This is a genomic window from Phycisphaerales bacterium AB-hyl4 (assembly GCA_041821185.1).
GTDB classification, from domain to species: domain Bacteria; phylum Planctomycetota; class Phycisphaerae; order Phycisphaerales; family Phycisphaeraceae; genus Natronomicrosphaera; species Natronomicrosphaera hydrolytica.
The window spans coordinates 535036-553439 of sequence record JBGUBD010000001.1; the positions used below are offsets into that span (position 1 = coordinate 535036).

15 protein-coding genes are annotated in these 18404 nt (G+C 61.1%); 3 read left to right on the forward strand and 12 right to left on the reverse strand.

The window, feature by feature from the left end:
* Window positions 1–107 precede the first annotated feature (107 nt).
* From ACERK3_02345 to ACERK3_02355, 3 genes are all read right to left on the reverse strand, one after another.
* Window positions 108–1331 (reverse strand): metallophosphoesterase, encoded by a 1224-nt coding sequence (locus ACERK3_02345; protein ID MFA9477126.1) that lies wholly within the window; start codon window positions 1329–1331, stop codon window positions 108–110.
* 69 nt (window positions 1332–1400) lie between these two features.
* Window positions 1401–3056 (reverse strand): 2,3-bisphosphoglycerate-independent phosphoglycerate mutase, encoded by a 1656-nt coding sequence (gpmI, locus tag ACERK3_02350; protein ID MFA9477127.1) that lies wholly within the window; start codon window positions 3054–3056, stop codon window positions 1401–1403.
* Window positions 3057–3171: 115 nt separating this feature from the next.
* The gene (locus ACERK3_02355; protein MFA9477128.1) at window positions 3172–3996 is read right to left on the reverse strand and encodes a hypothetical protein; all 825 of its coding nucleotides are present in this window, start codon (window positions 3994–3996) and stop codon (window positions 3172–3174) included.
* Window positions 3997–4141: 145 nt separating this feature from the next.
* Here ACERK3_02355 and ACERK3_02360 point away from each other — a divergent pair, with 145 nt between their 5' ends.
* A complete protein-coding gene (locus ACERK3_02360; protein ID MFA9477129.1) occupies window positions 4142–5368 on the forward strand; it encodes an esterase-like activity of phytase family protein in 1227 nt (408 codons plus the stop codon).
* Here the strand turns inward: ACERK3_02360 and ACERK3_02365 are convergent.
* From ACERK3_02365 to metK, 9 genes are all read right to left on the reverse strand, one after another.
* Window positions 5363–6109 (reverse strand): hypothetical protein, encoded by a 747-nt coding sequence (locus tag ACERK3_02365; GenBank protein ID MFA9477130.1) that lies wholly within the window; start codon window positions 6107–6109, stop codon window positions 5363–5365. The genes ACERK3_02360 and ACERK3_02365 overlap by 6 nt on opposite strands.
* A 575-nt stretch (window positions 6110–6684) precedes the next feature.
* Window positions 6685–7806 (reverse strand): DUF4238 domain-containing protein, encoded by a 1122-nt coding sequence (locus tag ACERK3_02370; protein MFA9477131.1) that lies wholly within the window; start codon window positions 7804–7806, stop codon window positions 6685–6687.
* 133 nt (window positions 7807–7939) lie between these two features.
* Complete coding sequence (gene groL / locus ACERK3_02375; GenBank protein ID MFA9477132.1) at window positions 7940–9571, reverse strand: chaperonin GroEL; 1632 nt, start codon at window positions 9569–9571, stop codon at window positions 7940–7942.
* A gap of 107 nt (window positions 9572–9678) precedes the next feature.
* Complete coding sequence (groES, locus tag ACERK3_02380) at window positions 9679–9966, reverse strand: co-chaperone GroES (protein MFA9477133.1); 288 nt, start codon at window positions 9964–9966, stop codon at window positions 9679–9681.
* 14 nt (window positions 9967–9980) lie between these two features.
* The gene (locus ACERK3_02385) at window positions 9981–10517 is read right to left on the reverse strand and encodes a response regulator (GenBank protein MFA9477134.1); all 537 of its coding nucleotides are present in this window, start codon (window positions 10515–10517) and stop codon (window positions 9981–9983) included.
* A 331-nt stretch (window positions 10518–10848) separates the two neighbouring features.
* Window positions 10849–11760, reverse strand: a complete 912-nt coding sequence (locus ACERK3_02390) for a Kdo hydroxylase family protein (protein ID MFA9477135.1) — start codon at window positions 11758–11760, stop codon at window positions 10849–10851.
* A 75-nt stretch (window positions 11761–11835) separates the two neighbouring features.
* Complete coding sequence (locus ACERK3_02395) at window positions 11836–12480, reverse strand: class I SAM-dependent methyltransferase (protein ID MFA9477136.1); 645 nt, start codon at window positions 12478–12480, stop codon at window positions 11836–11838.
* Between the two features lie 242 nt (window positions 12481–12722).
* Window positions 12723–13109: a hypothetical protein gene (locus ACERK3_02400; GenBank protein MFA9477137.1), complete on the reverse strand. Its 387-nt coding sequence runs from the start codon at window positions 13107–13109 to the stop codon at window positions 12723–12725.
* A gap of 324 nt (window positions 13110–13433) precedes the next feature.
* On the reverse strand, window positions 13434–14651 hold the full coding sequence (metK, locus tag ACERK3_02405) for a methionine adenosyltransferase (protein ID MFA9477138.1): 1218 nt from the start codon (window positions 14649–14651) through the stop codon (window positions 13434–13436).
* Between the two features lie 296 nt (window positions 14652–14947).
* On the opposite strand from metK, the gene ACERK3_02410 reads away from it, so the two are divergent.
* A complete protein-coding gene (locus ACERK3_02410; GenBank protein ID MFA9477139.1) occupies window positions 14948–16342 on the forward strand; it encodes a class II fumarate hydratase in 1395 nt (464 codons plus the stop codon).
* 261 nt (window positions 16343–16603) lie between these two features.
* Window positions 16604–18376, forward strand: a complete 1773-nt coding sequence (gene ptsP / locus ACERK3_02415; GenBank protein ID MFA9477140.1) for a phosphoenolpyruvate--protein phosphotransferase — start codon at window positions 16604–16606, stop codon at window positions 18374–18376.
* Window positions 18377–18404: the final 28 nt, after the last annotated feature.

An 18404-nucleotide genomic window follows, 5' to 3' on the forward strand; every position in this document is an offset into this window, starting at 1 on the left:
AGTTTAACGCAGGCGGCGCGGAGTTTCTCGTTTCTGGTTCCAGATATAAAGCCCACCAATGGCAGCCGGGAGCTTCTTCATCCCAACCCCAAACCAGAAACGCCCCCTCACGCCTTCTTCAGCGTGATGTGCACAATCTCCGCCGGAGCGTTTGTTCGCAGCGGGAACCAGTTGCCCGCGCCGTTCGAGACGATCAGCTTGCTGCGATCCTTCTCGTACAGCCCGGTCCAGTACTTGAACATCAGCGGGCCGGCCCCGAAGCCGTCATTGAGCATCAACTGTCCGCCATGCGTATGCCCCGCCAGCGTCAGCGGAATGCGATGCTCCGTCGCACGATCAAACGCATCGGGGTGATGCGCCAGCAAGATGGGGAATGCATCGTGATCACGCCGCGCCACCGCCCGATCCACATGCGGCGCGATCGGCTTGCCTCGGCCGTGCCAGGCAATGCCCATCAACTGCACCCGCTCGCCATGCACACGAACCGTTTGCGCCTCATCCACCAGCAACGGCGTGCCGTGCTCGCGTACCGCCTCGCGGAAATTCTCCCGCCCGTCGAACAGATCATGATTCCCCTCGCACACGAACAGGCCCGACCGCGGGTCGATGCGATCAATCATCCGCAACGCTTCGGGCAAGTCGTGCAACGTGTTATCAATCACATCGCCGGTGATCAGGACAAGGTCTGCAGCAAGATCGTTCGTCGCGTCCGCAATTCGGTCCAGAATACGGCCGCGCGTAAACTTGCCCACATGCGTATCACTTAAATGCGCAATCGTCATCCCATCCAACGCCGCAGGCAAATCATCAAACCGCAGCGTGTACTCGGTAATCTGAAACCGCCGCTTCTGCGGAATGCTGACCGCCGTCGTCCCCAACGTCGCGAGCATCGGCAACGTCACCGCCGCCGTGGTCATCATCTGTCGTCGCGTCATCCGATCACTCGGCAGCATTGCCGACTCGACCACCTCCGGCACGTCGGCCTTGCGGACCCACCGACGAACCCGCCGCATCAGCCACCCCCCGCCCCGCCAGATCGTCCACAACCCCATCGACGGCAGCGCCACGAACGGCAGAAAGATCAACCCCCACAACATCATGTACGCCAGAATCCACGAATGCGGCGTCCACGCCACACCCATCCATCGCGTGCCCAGCAGCCACAGGTAACAGACGCTGAACACAACAACGAACACCCCCATCAACAGCCGCCACCCCCAGTTGTAAGGCAGCCCGCGCAGCCGACGGTCGGCCCACCACCACCAACCCAGCCCCGCCACCAGCGGCAAGCCCAGGATCGCCAGGTAGTAGATGACTCGTATGCTTTCCATAACCTCACACTATACGCGAGCAACCGCCGCAACGGACGCTTTATTCCGCGTCACCCCGCCGATCGCCGATCACCGAATCAACGACGTCGCCGTCATCGCCATCGGCTGCTCCAGCCCCATCATCGCAAGACAGGTCGGCAGCACGTCCGCCAACTTGCCCCCATCATGCAGCGCGGGCGACGCCTTCTCCGGATCGCCCGTCGCCTCGGCCTTGCGATCCGGGTCCACGATGATGCACTCGACCGGAAACAACGTATGAGCCGTGTGCGCCGCGCCGGTGTCCGGGTCGAACATCTGCTCCGCGTTGCCGTGGTCAGCCGTGACGATAAGCTTCCCGCCGCGCTTCAAAGCCGCTTCGACAATCTTGCCCACGCACGCGTCCACCGACTCCACCGCTGCGATCGCGGCGTCCAGCTTGCCGGTGTGCCCCACCATGTCGCCGTTGGCGAAGTTCACCAGGATGAAGTCTTCACAATCCTCCGCCGCGATGCGATTGAGCACGATCTGCGTAATCTGCGGCGCGCTCATCTCCGGCTGCAGGTCATACGTCGCCACCTTCGGCGATTGCGCCATCTCCCAACGCTCACCCTCAAACGGCTCGTCCCGATAGTCATTAAAGAAAAACGTCACGTGCGGAAACTTCTCCGTCTCCGCGCAACGAAACTGCGTCAGCCCCTTCGCACTCAAATACTCGCCCGCAATGTCCGTCATCTTCGGCGGCTTGGGAAACGCCACCGCAAGCCCCGGGAACGCGGCAAACCCTGCCTCATACGCCGTCAAACAGACATAGCGCAAATCACGCTGATCCCCGCGGTCAAAGCCCTTCTCGCCGCTGTCCGGGCTCGGCGGAACGTTGCCATAGAAGTCAGGCTGCATGAACGCACGCGTGATCTCGCGCGGGCGGTCGCCGCGATAGTTGTAGAAGATCACACTATCGCCATCTTTGATGCGCGTATCAGCCGCATCGTTGGTCGGCGAAACCGTGCGCGGCGTAATAAACTCATCGCCGTTCTGCGAGTCGTTCGTCGGATGGTCGTAATAGTCCTGAACCGCAGCGCCCGCCGACGCATGATTCTCCGCCGGGCCGCGCCCGGTGAGCAGATCGTACGCCTGCTTCACGCGCTCCCAACGGTTGTCGCGGTCCATCGCGTAGTACCGGCCGACGATCGAAGCAATCGCTCCAACGCCCAATTCCTTGCACTTCGCTTCAATCCGCTCGATAAACCCCTTGCCCGAATACGGCCCCGTATCGCGCCCGTCGGTAAACAGATGCAACGCCACCTTCGTCTGCCCGCGCTGCTTGCACAGCTCGATGCACGCATACAGATGATCCAGCAATCCGTGCACGCCCGCGTCCGACGCGATGCCCAGCAGGTGCACCGTCTTGCCGTTCGCCTTCGCACGATCCACCGCTTCGACCAGCGCTTCGTTGTTGAAAAACGCGCCTTCGCGGATCGCCTTCGTAATGCGCACCGACTCCTGGTCCACCACCCGCCCGGCCCCGAGGTTCTGATGCCCCACCTCGGAGTTGCCCATCGTGCTTTCAGGCAACCCCACGTCTTCACCGCTGGTGTGAATCAACGTCCACGGATAATCGCGCAGCAGCGCATCGCCCACCGGCGTCTTCGCCAGCTTCACTGCGTTGAACTTGTCATGGGCCGCGTTCGGATTCCGCCCCCACCCATCGCGAACGATCAACACCATCGGTTTCGGACGATCTGCCATGCCAAATACCTTCTCTTTTTCATGCAACAATCGGTCAAGAATAACCCGAAACTCACGGATTCAATCCGCCAGTTCCCGCTTCCCCCGCGGAATGGATCATTGTATACGAACAGCCCTACGGGGCAGGGCGTTCCGACACAGGCTCGCCCTTGACGGTCAGGCGGGCGGGGTGAGCGAACCACGCGTTGTTGGTTTTGCCGGTGTATTGCTTTTCGAGCAGCTCTGTAACATCCTGCATGTTGCCGTCCGCGGGAACCCACGCAGGCGAATGGGGCGTGCCTTCCACGTCGGGGAAATCGATCTTGCAGTTCTCGCATTTCTTGCTGCTGTCGAATCGGATCGGGCACCAGAATGATTCGACATTGCGAAGCATTTCCGAGCCGAGCGACCAGACGCCGGTCATCCAGTCGCAGTAGAGACACCAGATCAGGTCGTGTCCGACGAGGCCCTGGAACTTGTGTCGTGAGACATTAACCCAGTCCCCCGTGCGGTACCTGGGCAGGCCGACGAGCCAGGTGATCGGCGGGTAGACGATGATTTGTGTGACGCGGACGATCCAGAACAGCGGGACAGCAATCCCGGTGATCCAGACCGCGGTGTGGTTTCGCCATCGGCCGACGATGCGGTTGAGCGTTTTGACGATGCGCGGCCCCTTGCGAGCGGCGGGGTTGGCGAGTTCGTGAAGAAAGACCCATGTTTGCAGGCCGACGATCTGCCCCACCACCGCCGCGAGCAGCCCCAGCCAGCCCGCGACGATCGCCCCCCCGAGCGGCGGGCCGATGAGGAAGTAGGTGATGGCGATGTCCAGCGCCGGCGCACGACAAAAAGCAGCGGACACGCGACGCCCCACACCGCCAAGCCGCGGCAACAAATGCAACACACCCGCCCCCGCAAGCATGGCGACGACGGAAGCAAGCACGATATAGAGAAAAGTCATCATGCCCCCAGCATACGGGCAAATTCGCCCTGCGCCGTCATTGGCCTCACAGGAATTGCCAGTTTCGGCTGACTGGGCGCCATAGGCTGACTTGACGCCATGGGCGTGCTATATTGAACAGCCACACATTCAACGTCACCTGGAGGCGATGACATTGACCACCCACGCTGCTGCAATCCGCCTGCACCCTGTGATCCGCACCAGACTGTTCCTCACGGTTGCCGCGGTGATGCTGGCCCTGCTTTCAAATCCAGCCGGGCTGCTTGCGGACGATTTGTCCATCGTTTATCGCGGCACGTTCGACCTGCCGGGCTCGACCACCGATCAGCACGGCAACGTGTTCGACATCGACGGACTCAGCGGCATCACCTGGACAGGCGGCAACAACTACTGGGCCGTCATGGACAACTCCGACAAGCTCGTCCAGCTTCAGGTGGACCTGAGCGCCAACGGCTCGATCGCCTCGGCCAGCGTGGCCGGCGGCCTCACCCTCGCCCACAGCCGTGACCACGAAGGCATCGCCTACACCAACCCGCAACGCAACAGCGTGTTCATCTCCGATGAAAACAGGCCGATGCCCGGCGTCCGCGAATACAGCCTTGCCAACGGAGCGCTGATGCAAACCGTCAGCATCCCCAGCGTCTTCAGCAACATCCGCAGCAACTACGGCTTCGAATCACTCACCCGCCAACCCAACGGGCAGGTCATGTGGACCGCCAACGAAGAAGCACTCACCGTCGACGGCTCACTGTCCAGCACAAGCGCTGGCAGCGTCGTCCGACTTCAACAATTCGACGTCGACGGCAACAACGTCGCCGCCGGCCCGCAATACGCCTACATCACCAACCCCGTCCACCGCAGCACCAACGACGACCCCACACAGACCGGCGCCCGCAGCCGAAGCGGGCTGGTCGAGCTGGTCGCTATGCACGACGGCCGACTCCTCGCCCTCGAACGTTCCTTCGCGCAGGCGGGTATCTTCAACCTCAGCTCCGCCTACCGCAACAGTATCTTCCTGATCGACCTCAACGACGCCACCGACGTCTCCGACATGGCTGGTCTCATCGGGCAGAACTACACCCCGGCAAGCAAGTCCCTGCTCTGGTCCGCCACCCGCGCCATCGACCCCATCGCCCCCATCGACCCCATCGGCAACCTCGAAGGGCTCACCCTCGGACCCCAACTGCCCAACGGCAACTGGTCGCTGCTGGGCATCGTCGACTGGTCCGACCCGATCGATCTGATCAGCGCCAATCGACTGGTGGCGTTTGAACTGATCGGCGTCATCCCCGAACCCGGCACAGCCGCCACGTTGCTTACCCTCGCCGGCTTCACCCTGCTGCGCCGCCGACGCCATACCGCTTGTCCATCATAAAAGCTGTGAGAACACTGCACCGTGTTGCGTCGCATGTCGACGAATGTAGTTCACCGCAGCAAGTTGATGCCCACGATTCCGGATCGGTTCAACCTTCGGCCGACGCGCCCACAGCCCCGCGGGCACATCGCAAAAGTGCCCCCGCTGCTTCAGTTCATGCGTCACCCATGATCGCGCGAGGCCTAGAATCCGACGCGGCACCGGATCGTGATCATACGCCGAAAGCCCACGCGTTGAATGCCCACCTGTTGAACGTCCACGCGCCGAAAGCCCACGCCCGCCGGGGCGTGGGCCCCCGCCCCCGCGGGGCGGGGCTTTCGGCGTGTGCGCGCCTTTTGAATCAGACACGTTTTTCCGCGCATGCGTGAGCTTGATACCCAGGTTTTCCAGATGTTCATACGGGTCCATCCCCACGGGCACGAACCGCGCCAGCAGGTGATAGTGAATCCCGCCCACACTTAACTCCACCACCTCGGCCTTGTAATCGTCGCGCAGCGTATCCGCGAACAGTCGGCAGACCGCCGGGCGAAGTTCCGCCGGGAAATACACCGTCGGCCGCTTGAGCAGTTGCTTCGATCGCTCGAACAGATCGTCGTAGATGCCCGGCGGGGGCGGAAACTTGTAGTCCCCTTCCACATGCTCGCGATGATGCCGCGTCCGAAACCCCCGCGGATCCCCCGGCAGCCACGTGCCGTACGTGTTCCCCATGCAGTGATACCAGTTGTTCCACGGTGCGGGCATGAAGTAATGATCCCCCTCCCCTTCACAAGCGTCACAAAAGCAACCCCCCACCGCCCAACGTCTGCCCTTGTTACACCCGTCCGAGAAAATCCCGCTTTCCGCACTGCCACCCGCATCACCCCACCCGCGACCCCGCTTGCGCGTAGGCGCAAGCGTCTAATGACTACTCATAAGCCTCTAAAACCTACTCATAAGCCCCTTGTGAGTAGGCGTAAGGCTCTAAAATCTACTCATAAGCCTCTTGTGAGTGGGCGCAAGCGTCTAAAGACTACTCATAAGCCTCTAAAACCTACTCATAAGCACCTTGCGCGTAGGCGCAAGGCTCTAAAACCTACTCATAAGCTTCTTGCGCCTACGCGCAAGGGTCGAAATCCTACGCGCAAGAGTCGAAACGCTAGGCGCAAGCTCTTTTCGCCGCCTCGTCAGCAGAATCTGTGGGCCGGGTGCCACACAGCATCCCGAAGGGTGCTGTGTGAAGGAGCCTCAAACTGCTGTCGGCACACAGCACGCTGCGCGATGCTGTGTGGCACCCATCCTCGGGGCACCCTCACTCGGGGCAGCCGACGTTCTCCCGCCTATTTGCATTTCATTTCCTTCCGAATCTCATCGATGACCTCATCAATATTCATGCTACCTTGCCAACTTGGCTCATACCCCCTCATCTTTTTGAAAAGCTCAGGATTTCTCGGTTCTGCTGCACTGCCAGTTAATTGATATCTAGTAGCTTTTTTGAGAAGCCGAAACCCTGGAATCTCAAGATTAATTCGTGGCTCCCATTTTCGATAATGCAACATTTCTCCCTGAGAATCATTTTCTGAATCTACGACCATTCCCCTTCCAACCATACGACATCGTGAGGATCGGAATGGCTTCGCGGTTTCGATTGCGCGCCGCATCTCACCCGGCGCAAGCAGCCCGCTCCCACCAAACAATAACTGACTGCAGTTAACTCCTTGGAGTACATTGATATCTCGAATATTATTCAAGTTATTGAGACTCAGAATGCGGCTTCGACCGCCCAACTTGTAGGTGCCATCGTCAAAGAGAACAAGACATAGAAATGGCGTTAACGGCAACGTGATCACTAGCCCCTTGTTAGCAACACCTGTAATCGATGCCCATTTTACTTTTCTTTCTAAGAACGGATTCCAAAATACACATGGATGATCAGACGTTACGAATGGCGTGTTTGTTTTATTTTGGATTAAACCCGCCTGAAGATCGATTGCGTATGGCAGCGAATTAAAGACAGCTGAAAAATGCATCTCCAACGTACCGGAAAACGATAAATTCGTTAGATCGCCGAGATCGTTAGCATCGGGATGCCCCTTGATCGCCTCGCGCATAAGCTGTGCAAGACCGTGACTCGCTTCATCCATATGCGTTGGTGTTCTAGCGTGCATTAATATAAGAAAGGCAACTAAAATAAAATGAGAAAAAGACCCTTTTTCGGGTAGCTGGTGAGTTTCAATCACGTTTCGAATAATCGGAGCCGCGGCCCCCTCGAACGAACCCAAGAGCTTTTCGTTTTCAACATTTTCGTATAAGTTGCGTCGCTGCGCTTGATGGCGAATTGATGCCCCAGAAACAAACCGACCTGTCTTAGCGTTAAGCAAGCTAATTTGACGCCCGGTTTCGTCGGAAAAATTTCGCAAATAGAATTGAGGAATAAAGTGTTGTTTCTGGAATTGAGCCACTAAATACATCCTAACTGACCATGGATTCCGCGTTATAGGAACGCAAAAACAGCGGGGCCGCTTGCGCGGCCCCGCTGCTAAAAACTTCTCACAGTGTTGCCCGCCCGGTTGAGCGAGCATTCTACCACATGGATCAATAATCCATGTCATCCATACCCGGTGCGCCGGCGGCGGCTTTCTTCTTGTCCTTGCGTTCCACGACGACGGCGTCGGTGGTCAGCAGCAGGCCGGAGATGCTCGCGGCGTTTTGCAGCGCGACGCGTTCGACCTTGGTGGGGACGAGGACGCCGGCCTTGAGCATGTCGCCGTATTCACCGCTGAGCGCGTTGAAGCCGTACGCGTCGTCCTTGCTGGCTTCGACGTTCTGGGCGATCACCGAGCCGTCGTGGCCGGCGTTGACCGCGATCTGCTTGATCGGGGCGGAGACGGCGCGGCGGATGATGTCGACGCCGACCTTTTCGTCACCGACGAGGCCCTTGATGTTGTCAAGCGCTCGGCGGGCACGAAGGATGGCGACGCCGCCACCGGGGAGAATGCCCTCTTCGACGGCGGCACGGCAGGCGTGCATCGCGTCTTCCACGCGGGCCTTCTTCTCTTTCATTTCCGACTCGGTGGCGGCACCGACATTGATCTGGGCCACGCCGCCGGCGAGCTTGGCGAGACGCTCCTGGAGCTTCTCGGCATCGTAGTCGCTGGTCGTGCCTTCGATCTGTCGCTTGATCGATTCGATGCGGGCCTTGATGTCGCTGGTCTTGCCGGCACCTTCGATGATCGTGGTGTTTTCCTTGTCGACGACGAGCTTCTTCGCTCGGCCGAGGTCGGACAGTTCGAGCTTCTCGACGTCGATGCCGAGCTCTTCCATGATCGCGCGGCCGCCGGTGAGGGTGGCGATGTCATCGAGCATGGCCTTGCGACGGTCGCCGAAGCCCGGCGCCTTGACGGCGACAACCTTGAGCACGCCGCGCAGCTTGTTGACCACGAGGGTGGTCAGCGCTTCGCCGTCGATGTCCTCGGCGACGATGAGCAGCGGCTTGCCGCTTTCCGCGACCTTGCCGAGGATGGGAATCAGATCCTTGGCGGAGCTGATCTTCTTCTCGTGGATGAGCACGTAAGCGTCTTCGAGGACGGCTTCCATGCGACCCTGGTCGGTGACGAAGTGGGGGCTGAGGTAGCCCTTGTCGAACTGCATGCCTTCGACGAGGTCGACGTAGGTTTCGAGGCTCTTGCCTTCTTCGACGGTGATGACGCCGTCCTTGCCGACCTTGTCCATCGCGTCGGCGATGATCTGGCCGATGGTTTCGTCCTGGTTGGCGGAGCAGGTGCCGACCTGGGCGACTTCCTTGGAGGAGTTGACGTTCTTGGAGATCTTACGCAGTTCGCCGACGATGGCTTCGACGGCCTTGTCGATGCCGCGCTTGATCTGGTTGGCGTTGGCGCCGGCGGCGATGTTCTTCAGGCCTTCGGTGAAGATGCTCTCGGCGTAGATGGTGGCGGTGGTGGTGCCGTCGCCGGCGTCCTTGGAGGCCTTGGAAGCGACTTCCTTGACCATTTGGGCGCCGATGTTTTCGATGGCGTCTTCGACTTCGACTTCCTTGGCGACGGTGACGCCGTCTTTGGTGACGGTCGGCGAGCCGAAGGATTTTTCGAGGATGACGACGCGGCCGGACGGGCCGAGCGTGACCTTGACGGCCCGTGCGAGCTTGTGGACGCCGCGGCGAATGGCTTCGCGCGCCTCGGCGTCGAACTTGATGGTCTTAGCAGCCATTTGGATGCTCCTTGTATGGTGTGTGGTTGATTTCGTGTTGGAAAATCCGGGGCTTCGCGATGCTCAGCCCTCGGCTTGGTAACTACCGGGTTGCGACACTGCCGGAATCAGGCGACGACAGCGAGGACTTCGTCTTCGCCGAGGACGACGAATTCCTTGTCGTCGAGCTTGACTTCCGTACCGCCCCACTTGCCGAGGAGGACGGTGTCGCCTTCTTTGACCTGGAATGGGGCTCGCTCGCCGTTGTCGAGCAGTCGTCCCTGGCCGAGCGCGATGACCTTGGCCTGTTGGGGCTTGTCAGTCGCGGATTCGGGGAGGTAGATACCGGACTTCGTTTTGGTCTCCGGCTCCACGCGTTGCACAAGAATGCGATCTCCGAGCGGTCGTACTTTCATCGATGGCTCTCCTTTCAGTCGGCTGGTTTGTCCAGCTTGGGTTGTGAGGAAGAAAAAACGTCGTTGGATTGATTCGGTTCGGTTCGACCGGCGGGCCAGGCGCCGGCATAGCGGCGGTCGATCAGTCGACGGATGACCTGCAACAGCGGGTCGAGGTCGACCGGCCGATTGATGACGGAAAACGCGCCGAGGCGGAGGGCTTCGTTAAGGAAGCGCTGGGCCTGGCGGAGGGTGTAGGCATCGTTGGCGACGACCACGACCGGCGGGCGGTTGGGCTTGCGGCGGAGGACCTGGAGCAGCCAGAGGCCGCCGGGCATCGGGTCGCGCGACGCGGATCGCATGTCGTCGGCCGGGGTGAGCAGGTCGACCACGGCGGCATGCACATCAAGGCGGGTCGCCAGGTCGACGGCCTCGCGGCCGGTGCGGGCAAGGTGGGCATGGACCCCCTGCGGCTCGAGCAGGCGCGGGAGCTGGCGCGTCCAATGCTCAATAGCATGATCGCGGTCCTGCGTCAGCAGAACATTGAACCGCGGCGGATTGACAGAGCGCACACTCACCATGGTAGGAGAGAAGATGCAATGGCGATGCCGGAAGGGAGCATGGAGGCGGAGACGGGGCAGATGGGTCTCAAAATGTTATTTTACATATGTTTACGCACTATACGCACATCGAAATGAACTGCCACGGAGGCCAGTCGGGCTGTCGAAGTGGGGGCTGGCCAGAGGCGGGCGTGCCGAATTGGCAGGTGGGCGAGGGCGATTCGGGTGCCCGCTGGTCAGCGTCAATTCTGGGATTGAGAAGAGCCCACGGATTCGCTGCGCTACATCCGTGGGCTTTAATTAATTTAGTGCTTAATCAACCGTGACACATGGCTTAAGCAACTCACGCCACCGGGCGCGTCTCGGCCAGCGGGAAGCCGGCCATCCGCTCCAGCACGGAGATCGGCGCCACGTCCGGCGCTGCCAGGCTTTCGCGGGCGACCATGAACGTCTGCTCCAGGGCATATTGCCCCGACAGGCAGCCGTGGCTGGTCGTATCGGTGAAGCACATCCACGTCGAGCCGGGCGGGAAGGCCCACTGTTCGCCCTTCGCGTGGTCCTGCACTTCGGGATGGTGCTTGAGGTAGTCGTGGAACTTGAGCATGAATCGGTCGTAGTCCGGCCGATCGATCACGGGCAGGCCCGCCTTCGCCATGGCTGAGACCGCCTGTCGGCCGAGCTTCGTGATCGCCGAGGGCGGCTGCGGCAGGCCGGCGTCCTTCGCATACCGCTCGGCCAGTTGCTCGAACGTGCCCGCCGACACCCACACGCGCTCGCGGTCCATGTTGATGTTCGTGAAGATCCGCATCAGCCGATTGCCATGCGACGGCCGAGTGGGGAACGAGTCGACGTGGATCAGATCGTTGCGTGCCTTGAACTTGACCTTCCGCCCCTTCTCCTCGATGGGCCTGAAGCTGGCGTAGTCGATCCGCCACTGCTCGGCGTACTGCGGCAGGAAGCGGGCGCAAAAGTCGATCGCCTGCTGCGAGTAGCGACGCATCACGTCGTGCATCTTCGCGAACGCTTCGGAGTTGTCCGCGTCGACGCCCTTGAGCCGATCCTGCTTCGGCCGATAGCTGATGTTCTTGTGAAACCGCTCCGACTGCTTCTGCGCGAGCAGAAACTGGCGGTCTTCGTCGGAAATCTCAAACGGCGTGGTGGGGAAAAACAGAACGTCGCCACTTTCGATGTGTCGATATTCCGCTTCCGTCGCCGACCGCTCGAGCGGATGTTCTTCAATAGTCACGCGTGCCATGGGTGCCTCTCCTGATGTGGGACGATCCAGTCGGTTATATCACACGCCGACCCGGCATGCATCGGGTTTTTCGAGTCAGCCGGACGTATCGAGCACGGCCCATAGCGTGTGGGCATATCGATTGAGAAACGCCCGTTTGGGCCAAATGAATCGCCGAAGCGTGTTCTTCGCGCCCGGGTTCACGCTGGCTGACATCTCTGCGATGCGGTAGCCCAGCGGGTCCTGTTTGTCGGTGAGAAAGCGGGCGATGTCTTCCACGTTAAACACCCACCGATGCCGGTCCGCCGGCGGCTCGGCGGGCAACCCGTAGTGGCGAATCTCACCCCGGCCTTTGCGGATCGGCTGACGGAACGTGTACCAGCAGTTCGGCAGCGACAGCACAACCTTCCCGCGCGACACGCGCACCAACTCGGCGAAAATCTGGTGCAGGTTGTCCAGATGCTCCAGCACATCGGTGCACACGATCGTGTCGAACGACTTGTCATCGAACGGCAGCTTGCCCGCCGCTTGCAGGTCGACCTGCATGTCCGGCTCGCCGCCGATGTCGATGCCCAGGTAGTCCAGCTCCGGCCGCAGCTTTTTGATCCGCTTCATATCGCAGCCCACGTCGAGCACACGGCCGGTCAGGGCCTTGCCATAACGACGCACGATGTGATCCGCGCGGGCGTTGCGGTTGGAAAGGGAGACCGTCTCAACGTGAATGGGGGGGAGTTGCGCCATGAAGAGCGGCATTCTATCAACTGACGCATGACGAGCCCAACGTGAAGCTGACGCCCACGGCGTCACGCCGTGGGCTTCTAACGCAATAAGCGGACCGCGACGCAGCGAACGTACAAGCGAGTTCCGTGCGGCGTGAAGTAACCCCGGCAATACAAACGAAAACGGCCCGCTCGCATGAAGCGAACGGGCCGTATCATCGCACGGCCAACGCGGTGGCCCGCAACCGTCAACAGCGTGCTATATCAGCGCGTCTCTTCGACGCGGATTTCCTGTGTCTCAATGGTGCGTCGCTGCACGTCGCCTTCCTCAAGGAAGAAGAGGCGATGCTGATTGCCGCTATACAACGCTTCCTCAGCGACCGGTCGGCCATCGACCGTGATACGGCCGCGCTCCGTGTCAACAATCACCGTTTCCCCCTTTTGCACCCGACCGGCGTAGACCATCTGCTCTCTCGTCGCGTCGTAGACGTACGCTTGCCCGTTCTCCGGTACGCTGTATGAAAGCCGCTCACTCCCTTCCGCCCCGAGCATCGCATTGGCGGGTATGTCCGGATGACGTTCCACTGTCGCGCAGCCGATGATCATCAACAGGATGGTCAGCACTGTGGCACTGATAATTCCCTTGGACATGCTTCTAAACATCCTTGCATCTCTCCTTCTTCTTGCCGGTTCGCCGCGCCTCATGCGCCGCGAACACTAAATGCCTGGCCAGTTAAACAACGCGTTCGCCGTCGAGCATCTCGACGACTGAGTACCGGTCTCACCACCCATACCTACGGTTATGCGGGTCGTATCGGTTTTCATGTCTTGCATGTTCTTTGATGATGGCCATCGCTGGCAGGTCGGCTGGCTTGGGCACAAAAAAACCGGCCCGCTCACATAAATGCGAACGGGCCGGGGCGGGTGGGGTATCGGTTTTATTCGCCACAACTCAGCAAGCTGCGGCCGTCACGTTCAGGCCGTCGCGGTAAGGCCCGCAGATTCGGCGAGTTTGTCTGCCAGGTCGGTCTTCTCCCAACTGAACGCGCCGTTGGCCTGCGGCTCGCGACCGAAGTGGCCGTGGGCAGCCGTCTCGCGGTAGATCGGCTTGAGCAGGTCCAGATGCTTGATGATGCCCTTGGGCGTCAGTGGGAACAGTTCGCGGACCAGTTCGCCGATGCGGGCGTCTTCGATCTTGCCCGTGCCGAACGTGTCGATGTGCACGCTCGTCGGCTCGGCGACGCCGATGGCGTAGCTCAACTGCACTTCGCAGATCTCCGCCAAGCCCGACGCGACGATGTTCTTCGCCACGTAGCGAGCCATGTACGCCGCCGAGCGGTCGACCTTCGACGGGTCTTTACCCGAGAACGCGCCGCCGCCGTGTCGGCCTCGGCCGCCGTACGTGTCGACGATGATCTTACGGCCGGTCAGGCCCGCGTCGCCGTGCGGTCCGCCAATTTCAAACTGGCCGGTCGGGTTCACGTGGATCGTGACCTTGTTTTCATCGAACAGCTCAGCCGGCAGGATCGGCTTGATGATGTGCTCGATGACGGCTTCCTTGAGTTCCTTCTGCTTCGCTTCGCCGTTCCAGTCGGCGGTGTGCTGCGTGCTGAGCACCACCGTGTCGATCCGCACCGGCTTGTGGTCGGCGTCGTACTCGACGGTGACCTGACTCTTCGCGTCGGGGCGAAGGCCCTTGATCACGTTGTTGCGGCGAACCTCGACGTGACGCTCGACGAGCTTATGCGATAGGTCGATCGGCAGCGGCATGAGGCTCTCGGTCTCACGACAGGCGAAGCCGAACATCAGACCCTGGTCGCCGGCGCCTTCCTTGTCGACGCCCATGGCGATGTCTTCCGACTGGCCGTGCAGCGTGCGGATGACGGCACACGAGTCCGCGTCGAACTTCATCGCCGGGTCGGTGTAGCCGATTTCACGCAGCGTATCGCGAACCGTGTCTTCCACGTCGTGCAACGCCTTGATGCCCTTCTCGTTGTGCACCGTCACCTCGCCGGCGACCACGACCAGGCCGGTCGTGCAAAGCGTTTCGCAGGCCACACGAGCCTTCGGGTCCGCTGCGAGCAGCGTGTCCAGAATGGCGTCCGACACGCGGTCGGAAACCTTGTCGGGGTGGCCCATCGAGACCGATTCACTGGTGAAAAGATAGTTGTCACGGTTGGTCGGGGTAGTCATAAATCTGTTTCCATCCAAAATTTGAGGAAAATACACCTGCTCGGCTCGCGGTCTCGCACACCCGCGTGCGGCCGCCCTGTCACCGGGCAGATGCCTGAACAAAACGGTTGCCTGAGACCCCTTTTTACAGGCTCCGCCGACAGATCGCAACCGCCTTCTCGCATTTTATCCGGATGAACGGGTGAATGTCGAGCGGAAACCGCCGAAATCCGGCTTCCACGCCCCAATCCCGACTTTTTGCTACGCTCCCCCATTGAAACGCCGGACGGGTGGCAACTGTCATGGGAGACGCTGAGATGAGCGAAAAGATGCGGATCGAAAAAGACTCGATGGGCGAAATGCAGGTTCCCGAATGGGCACTCTGGGGCGCGAGCACGCAGCGGGCGCGCGAAAACTTCCCCATCGCCCACCGCGGCGTCCCGAGCGAAGTCGTCCACGCCTTCGGCCACCTCAAGGCCGCCTGCGCTCAGGCCAACGCCGACCTCGGCAAGCTCGACAAGAAAATCGCCCAAGCCATCATCGACGCCGCAACCGAGGTCGCCCAAGGCAAGCTCGACGACCATTTCGTCGTCGACATCTACCAGACCGGCAGCGGCACCAGCACCAACATGAACGCCAACGAGGTCATCGCTCACCGCGCCACCCAGCTGCACGGCAGCGCGATCCACCCCAACGACCACGTCAACATGGGCCAGTCCTCCAACGACACCTTCCCCACCGCGATGCACATCGCCGCCGCGGTCGCCCTCAAGAGCAAGCTCACCCCCGCCCTTCAACGCCTGCACGACCAGCTCGACAAGCAGGCGAAGCAGTGGGACGACATCATCAAGATCGGCCGAACGCACCTCATGGACGCCACGCCCATCCGCGTTGGCCAGGTATTCTCCGGCTATACCCAGCAAGCGAAATTCGCCCTCCTCCGTGCCGGCTACGCCCTCGAAGGCATGCGACAGAACATGCCCATCGGCGGCACCGCCGTCGGCACGGGCATCAACACCCACCCCGACTTCGGCAGCAAGGTCTGCACCGTGCTCAGCCAACGCCTCGACATCGACTTCGTCGAAGCCGAAAACCACCGCGAAGCCCAGGCCGCCGCCGACTGTTTCGTGCAGGCACACGCCTGCCTGAAAACCATCGCCGTCAGCCTCTCCAAAATCGCCAACGACATCCGCTGGCTCGGCTCAGGCCCGCGCTGCGGCCTCGGCGAGCTGCAACTGCCCGCCATCCAGCCCGGCAGTTCCATCATGCCCGGCAAGGTCAACCCCGTCATCTGCGAGTCCGCCATGCAGGTGAGTTGCCGTGTCATCGGCAACGACGCCACCATCACCACCGCAGGCCTCGGCGGCGTGGGCTCGCTGCTGGAACTGAACGTCGCCATGCCCGTGATGACCGACGCCATGCTCGAATCGATCAATCTGCTCGCCAACGTCGCCAACGTCTTCGTCGACAAGCTGCTCGTCGGCCTCGAAGTTAACGCCGAGCGATGCACCGGCCTGATCGAACAATCCCTGATGATGTGCACCAGCCTCGCCCCCGAGATCGGCTACGACAACGCCGCCAAGCTCGCGAAGCAGGCCTTCAACGAAAATAAAACCATCCGCGAGCTCGTCCTCGAACAGAAGCTCATTCCCGAGCCCCGCCTCAACGAGCTGCTCGACCCCCGCTCCATGACCGAGCCCGGCGAAGGCTGACGCAACCCCAACAACGCCCCAATAAAGCCCACGGATGTAGCGCAGCGAATCCGTGGGCTTCCCCACCCCGATAATGCCAAACCACGAAACGCGAAACCAGAAATCTCATCCCCTGCCTCCCAAACGCCGATGACATTGCAACGCAAAGCCCGATCGGGCTTTAATTTCGGTTATCGGGCATTCCCTTTCCCCACACGGCCGTGCACGATTGCCTACACTAGAGGCCTGATCGGTGCAACCGCATCGACCGTGGGATCGTAGATGCAGATCAAGAAAGGCATACCGGTTTCGCCTGGCGTGGCGATCTATCCCGCCCTCGTGCTCGACGCCGAGGACCAGCCCATTCCGCGCCGCAGCGTCTCCGCCAGCCGCGTGCCCCACGAGCACGAACGCCTCGACCAGGCCATCGCCGCCAGCATCGACGAGCTCGAACAGCTTCGCCAGCAGACCGCGACGGCCCTTGGCGAAGAGCTTGCCAAAATCTTCGATTTCCATCAGGGCATGCTCCGCGACGAGTATCTGATCAAGCAGATCCGCGCCATCGTCGACGCTGACCGCGTTACCGCCGAGTACGCCGTCTACCAGGCCACCCACCGCCTCGCCGAGACGTTCCTCCAACAGGAACGTTCCTACCTCCGCGAGCGCGTCAGCGACGTCTACGATCTTCAAAAACGCATCCTCAAGCATCTCGTCGGCTACACCCGCACCGAGCTCAGCCAACTCACCAGCCCTGCCGTCGTCGTCGCCCACGATCTGACGCCCTCCCAGACCGCCGCCCTCGACAAGACCAAAATCAAGGGCCTCGCCACCGACGCCGGCGGCCGCACCAGCCACACCGCCATCCTCGCCCACGCGCTCGGTATCCCCGCCGTCGTCGGCCTGGGCAGCATCACCCGGCAGATCGCCTCCGGCGAAACCGTCATCATCGACGGCCACCAGGGCCAGATCATCATCGACCCCGACGCCGCCAAGCTCATGGAATACCGCCAGGAGCTGCGGCGCATGGCCGCCATGGAGGACACGCTCGGCGAGCTGAGCAAGCTGCCCGCTGTCACCAAAGATGGCACGAAGGTCAATCTGCTGGCCAACATCGAATTCCCCAGCGAAATCCCTCCCGCCATCCACAACGGCGCCGTGGGCATCGGCCTCTACCGCACGGAGTTTCTCTTCCTCGCCGCCGACAACGAGCCTGCCGAGCAGGAGCAATACGAAACCTACGTCGAAGCCATCCGCAACCTCGACGGCCTCCCGCTCACCGTCCGCACGCTCGACCTCGGCGCGGACAAGCTCACGCATCAGATGACCCTCGCCGGCGGCGACACGCACGAGCGAAACCCCTTCCTCGGCTGCCGATCCATCCGCCTCTGCCTCCAGAACCTCCCGCTCTTCAAGACACAGTTGCGCGCTATTCTCCGCGCGAGCACGCAGGGGCCGGTTAAAATCATGTTTCCGCTGATCTCCAACATCATGGAGCTGCGGCAGGCGAAAATGATCCTTAACGACGTCATGGAGGACCTCGACGAACAGGGCATCGAGTATGCCCGCGACATTCCGATCGGTATCATGGTCGAAGTCCCCTCCGCCGCGCTGCAAGCCCGGGCGTTTACGCGCGAAGTGGACTTCTTTTCGATCGGGACCAATGACCTGATCCAGTACACGGTGGCGGTGGACCGCGGCAACGAACGGATCGCGAGTCTCTACTCCGCCGCACACCCGGCCGTGATCAGCCTCATCAAGGAGATCATCCGCGCTGGGCAACGGGCTAAAATAGATGTCAGCTTGTGTGGTGAAATGGCCGGCGAACCGGAATTCACCATGCTGCTGCTGGGGCTCGGATTGCGGTGCTTCTCGATTACGCCGCCCGCAATTCCGGAAATCAAGCGTATCCTGCGCTCGGTCAATATCGAGCAGTGTCAGAAAGTCGCCAGGCGCGTCAGCGCCTTCGACTCGGATCGCGAAGTGTTGAACTACCTTCGCGACGAACTGGGCAAAGTCGTTCCCGAGGCCATCGGCGGAAGGTCCGCCAGATATTGATGCTTCGGACAACCGTTAGCCGGATCGC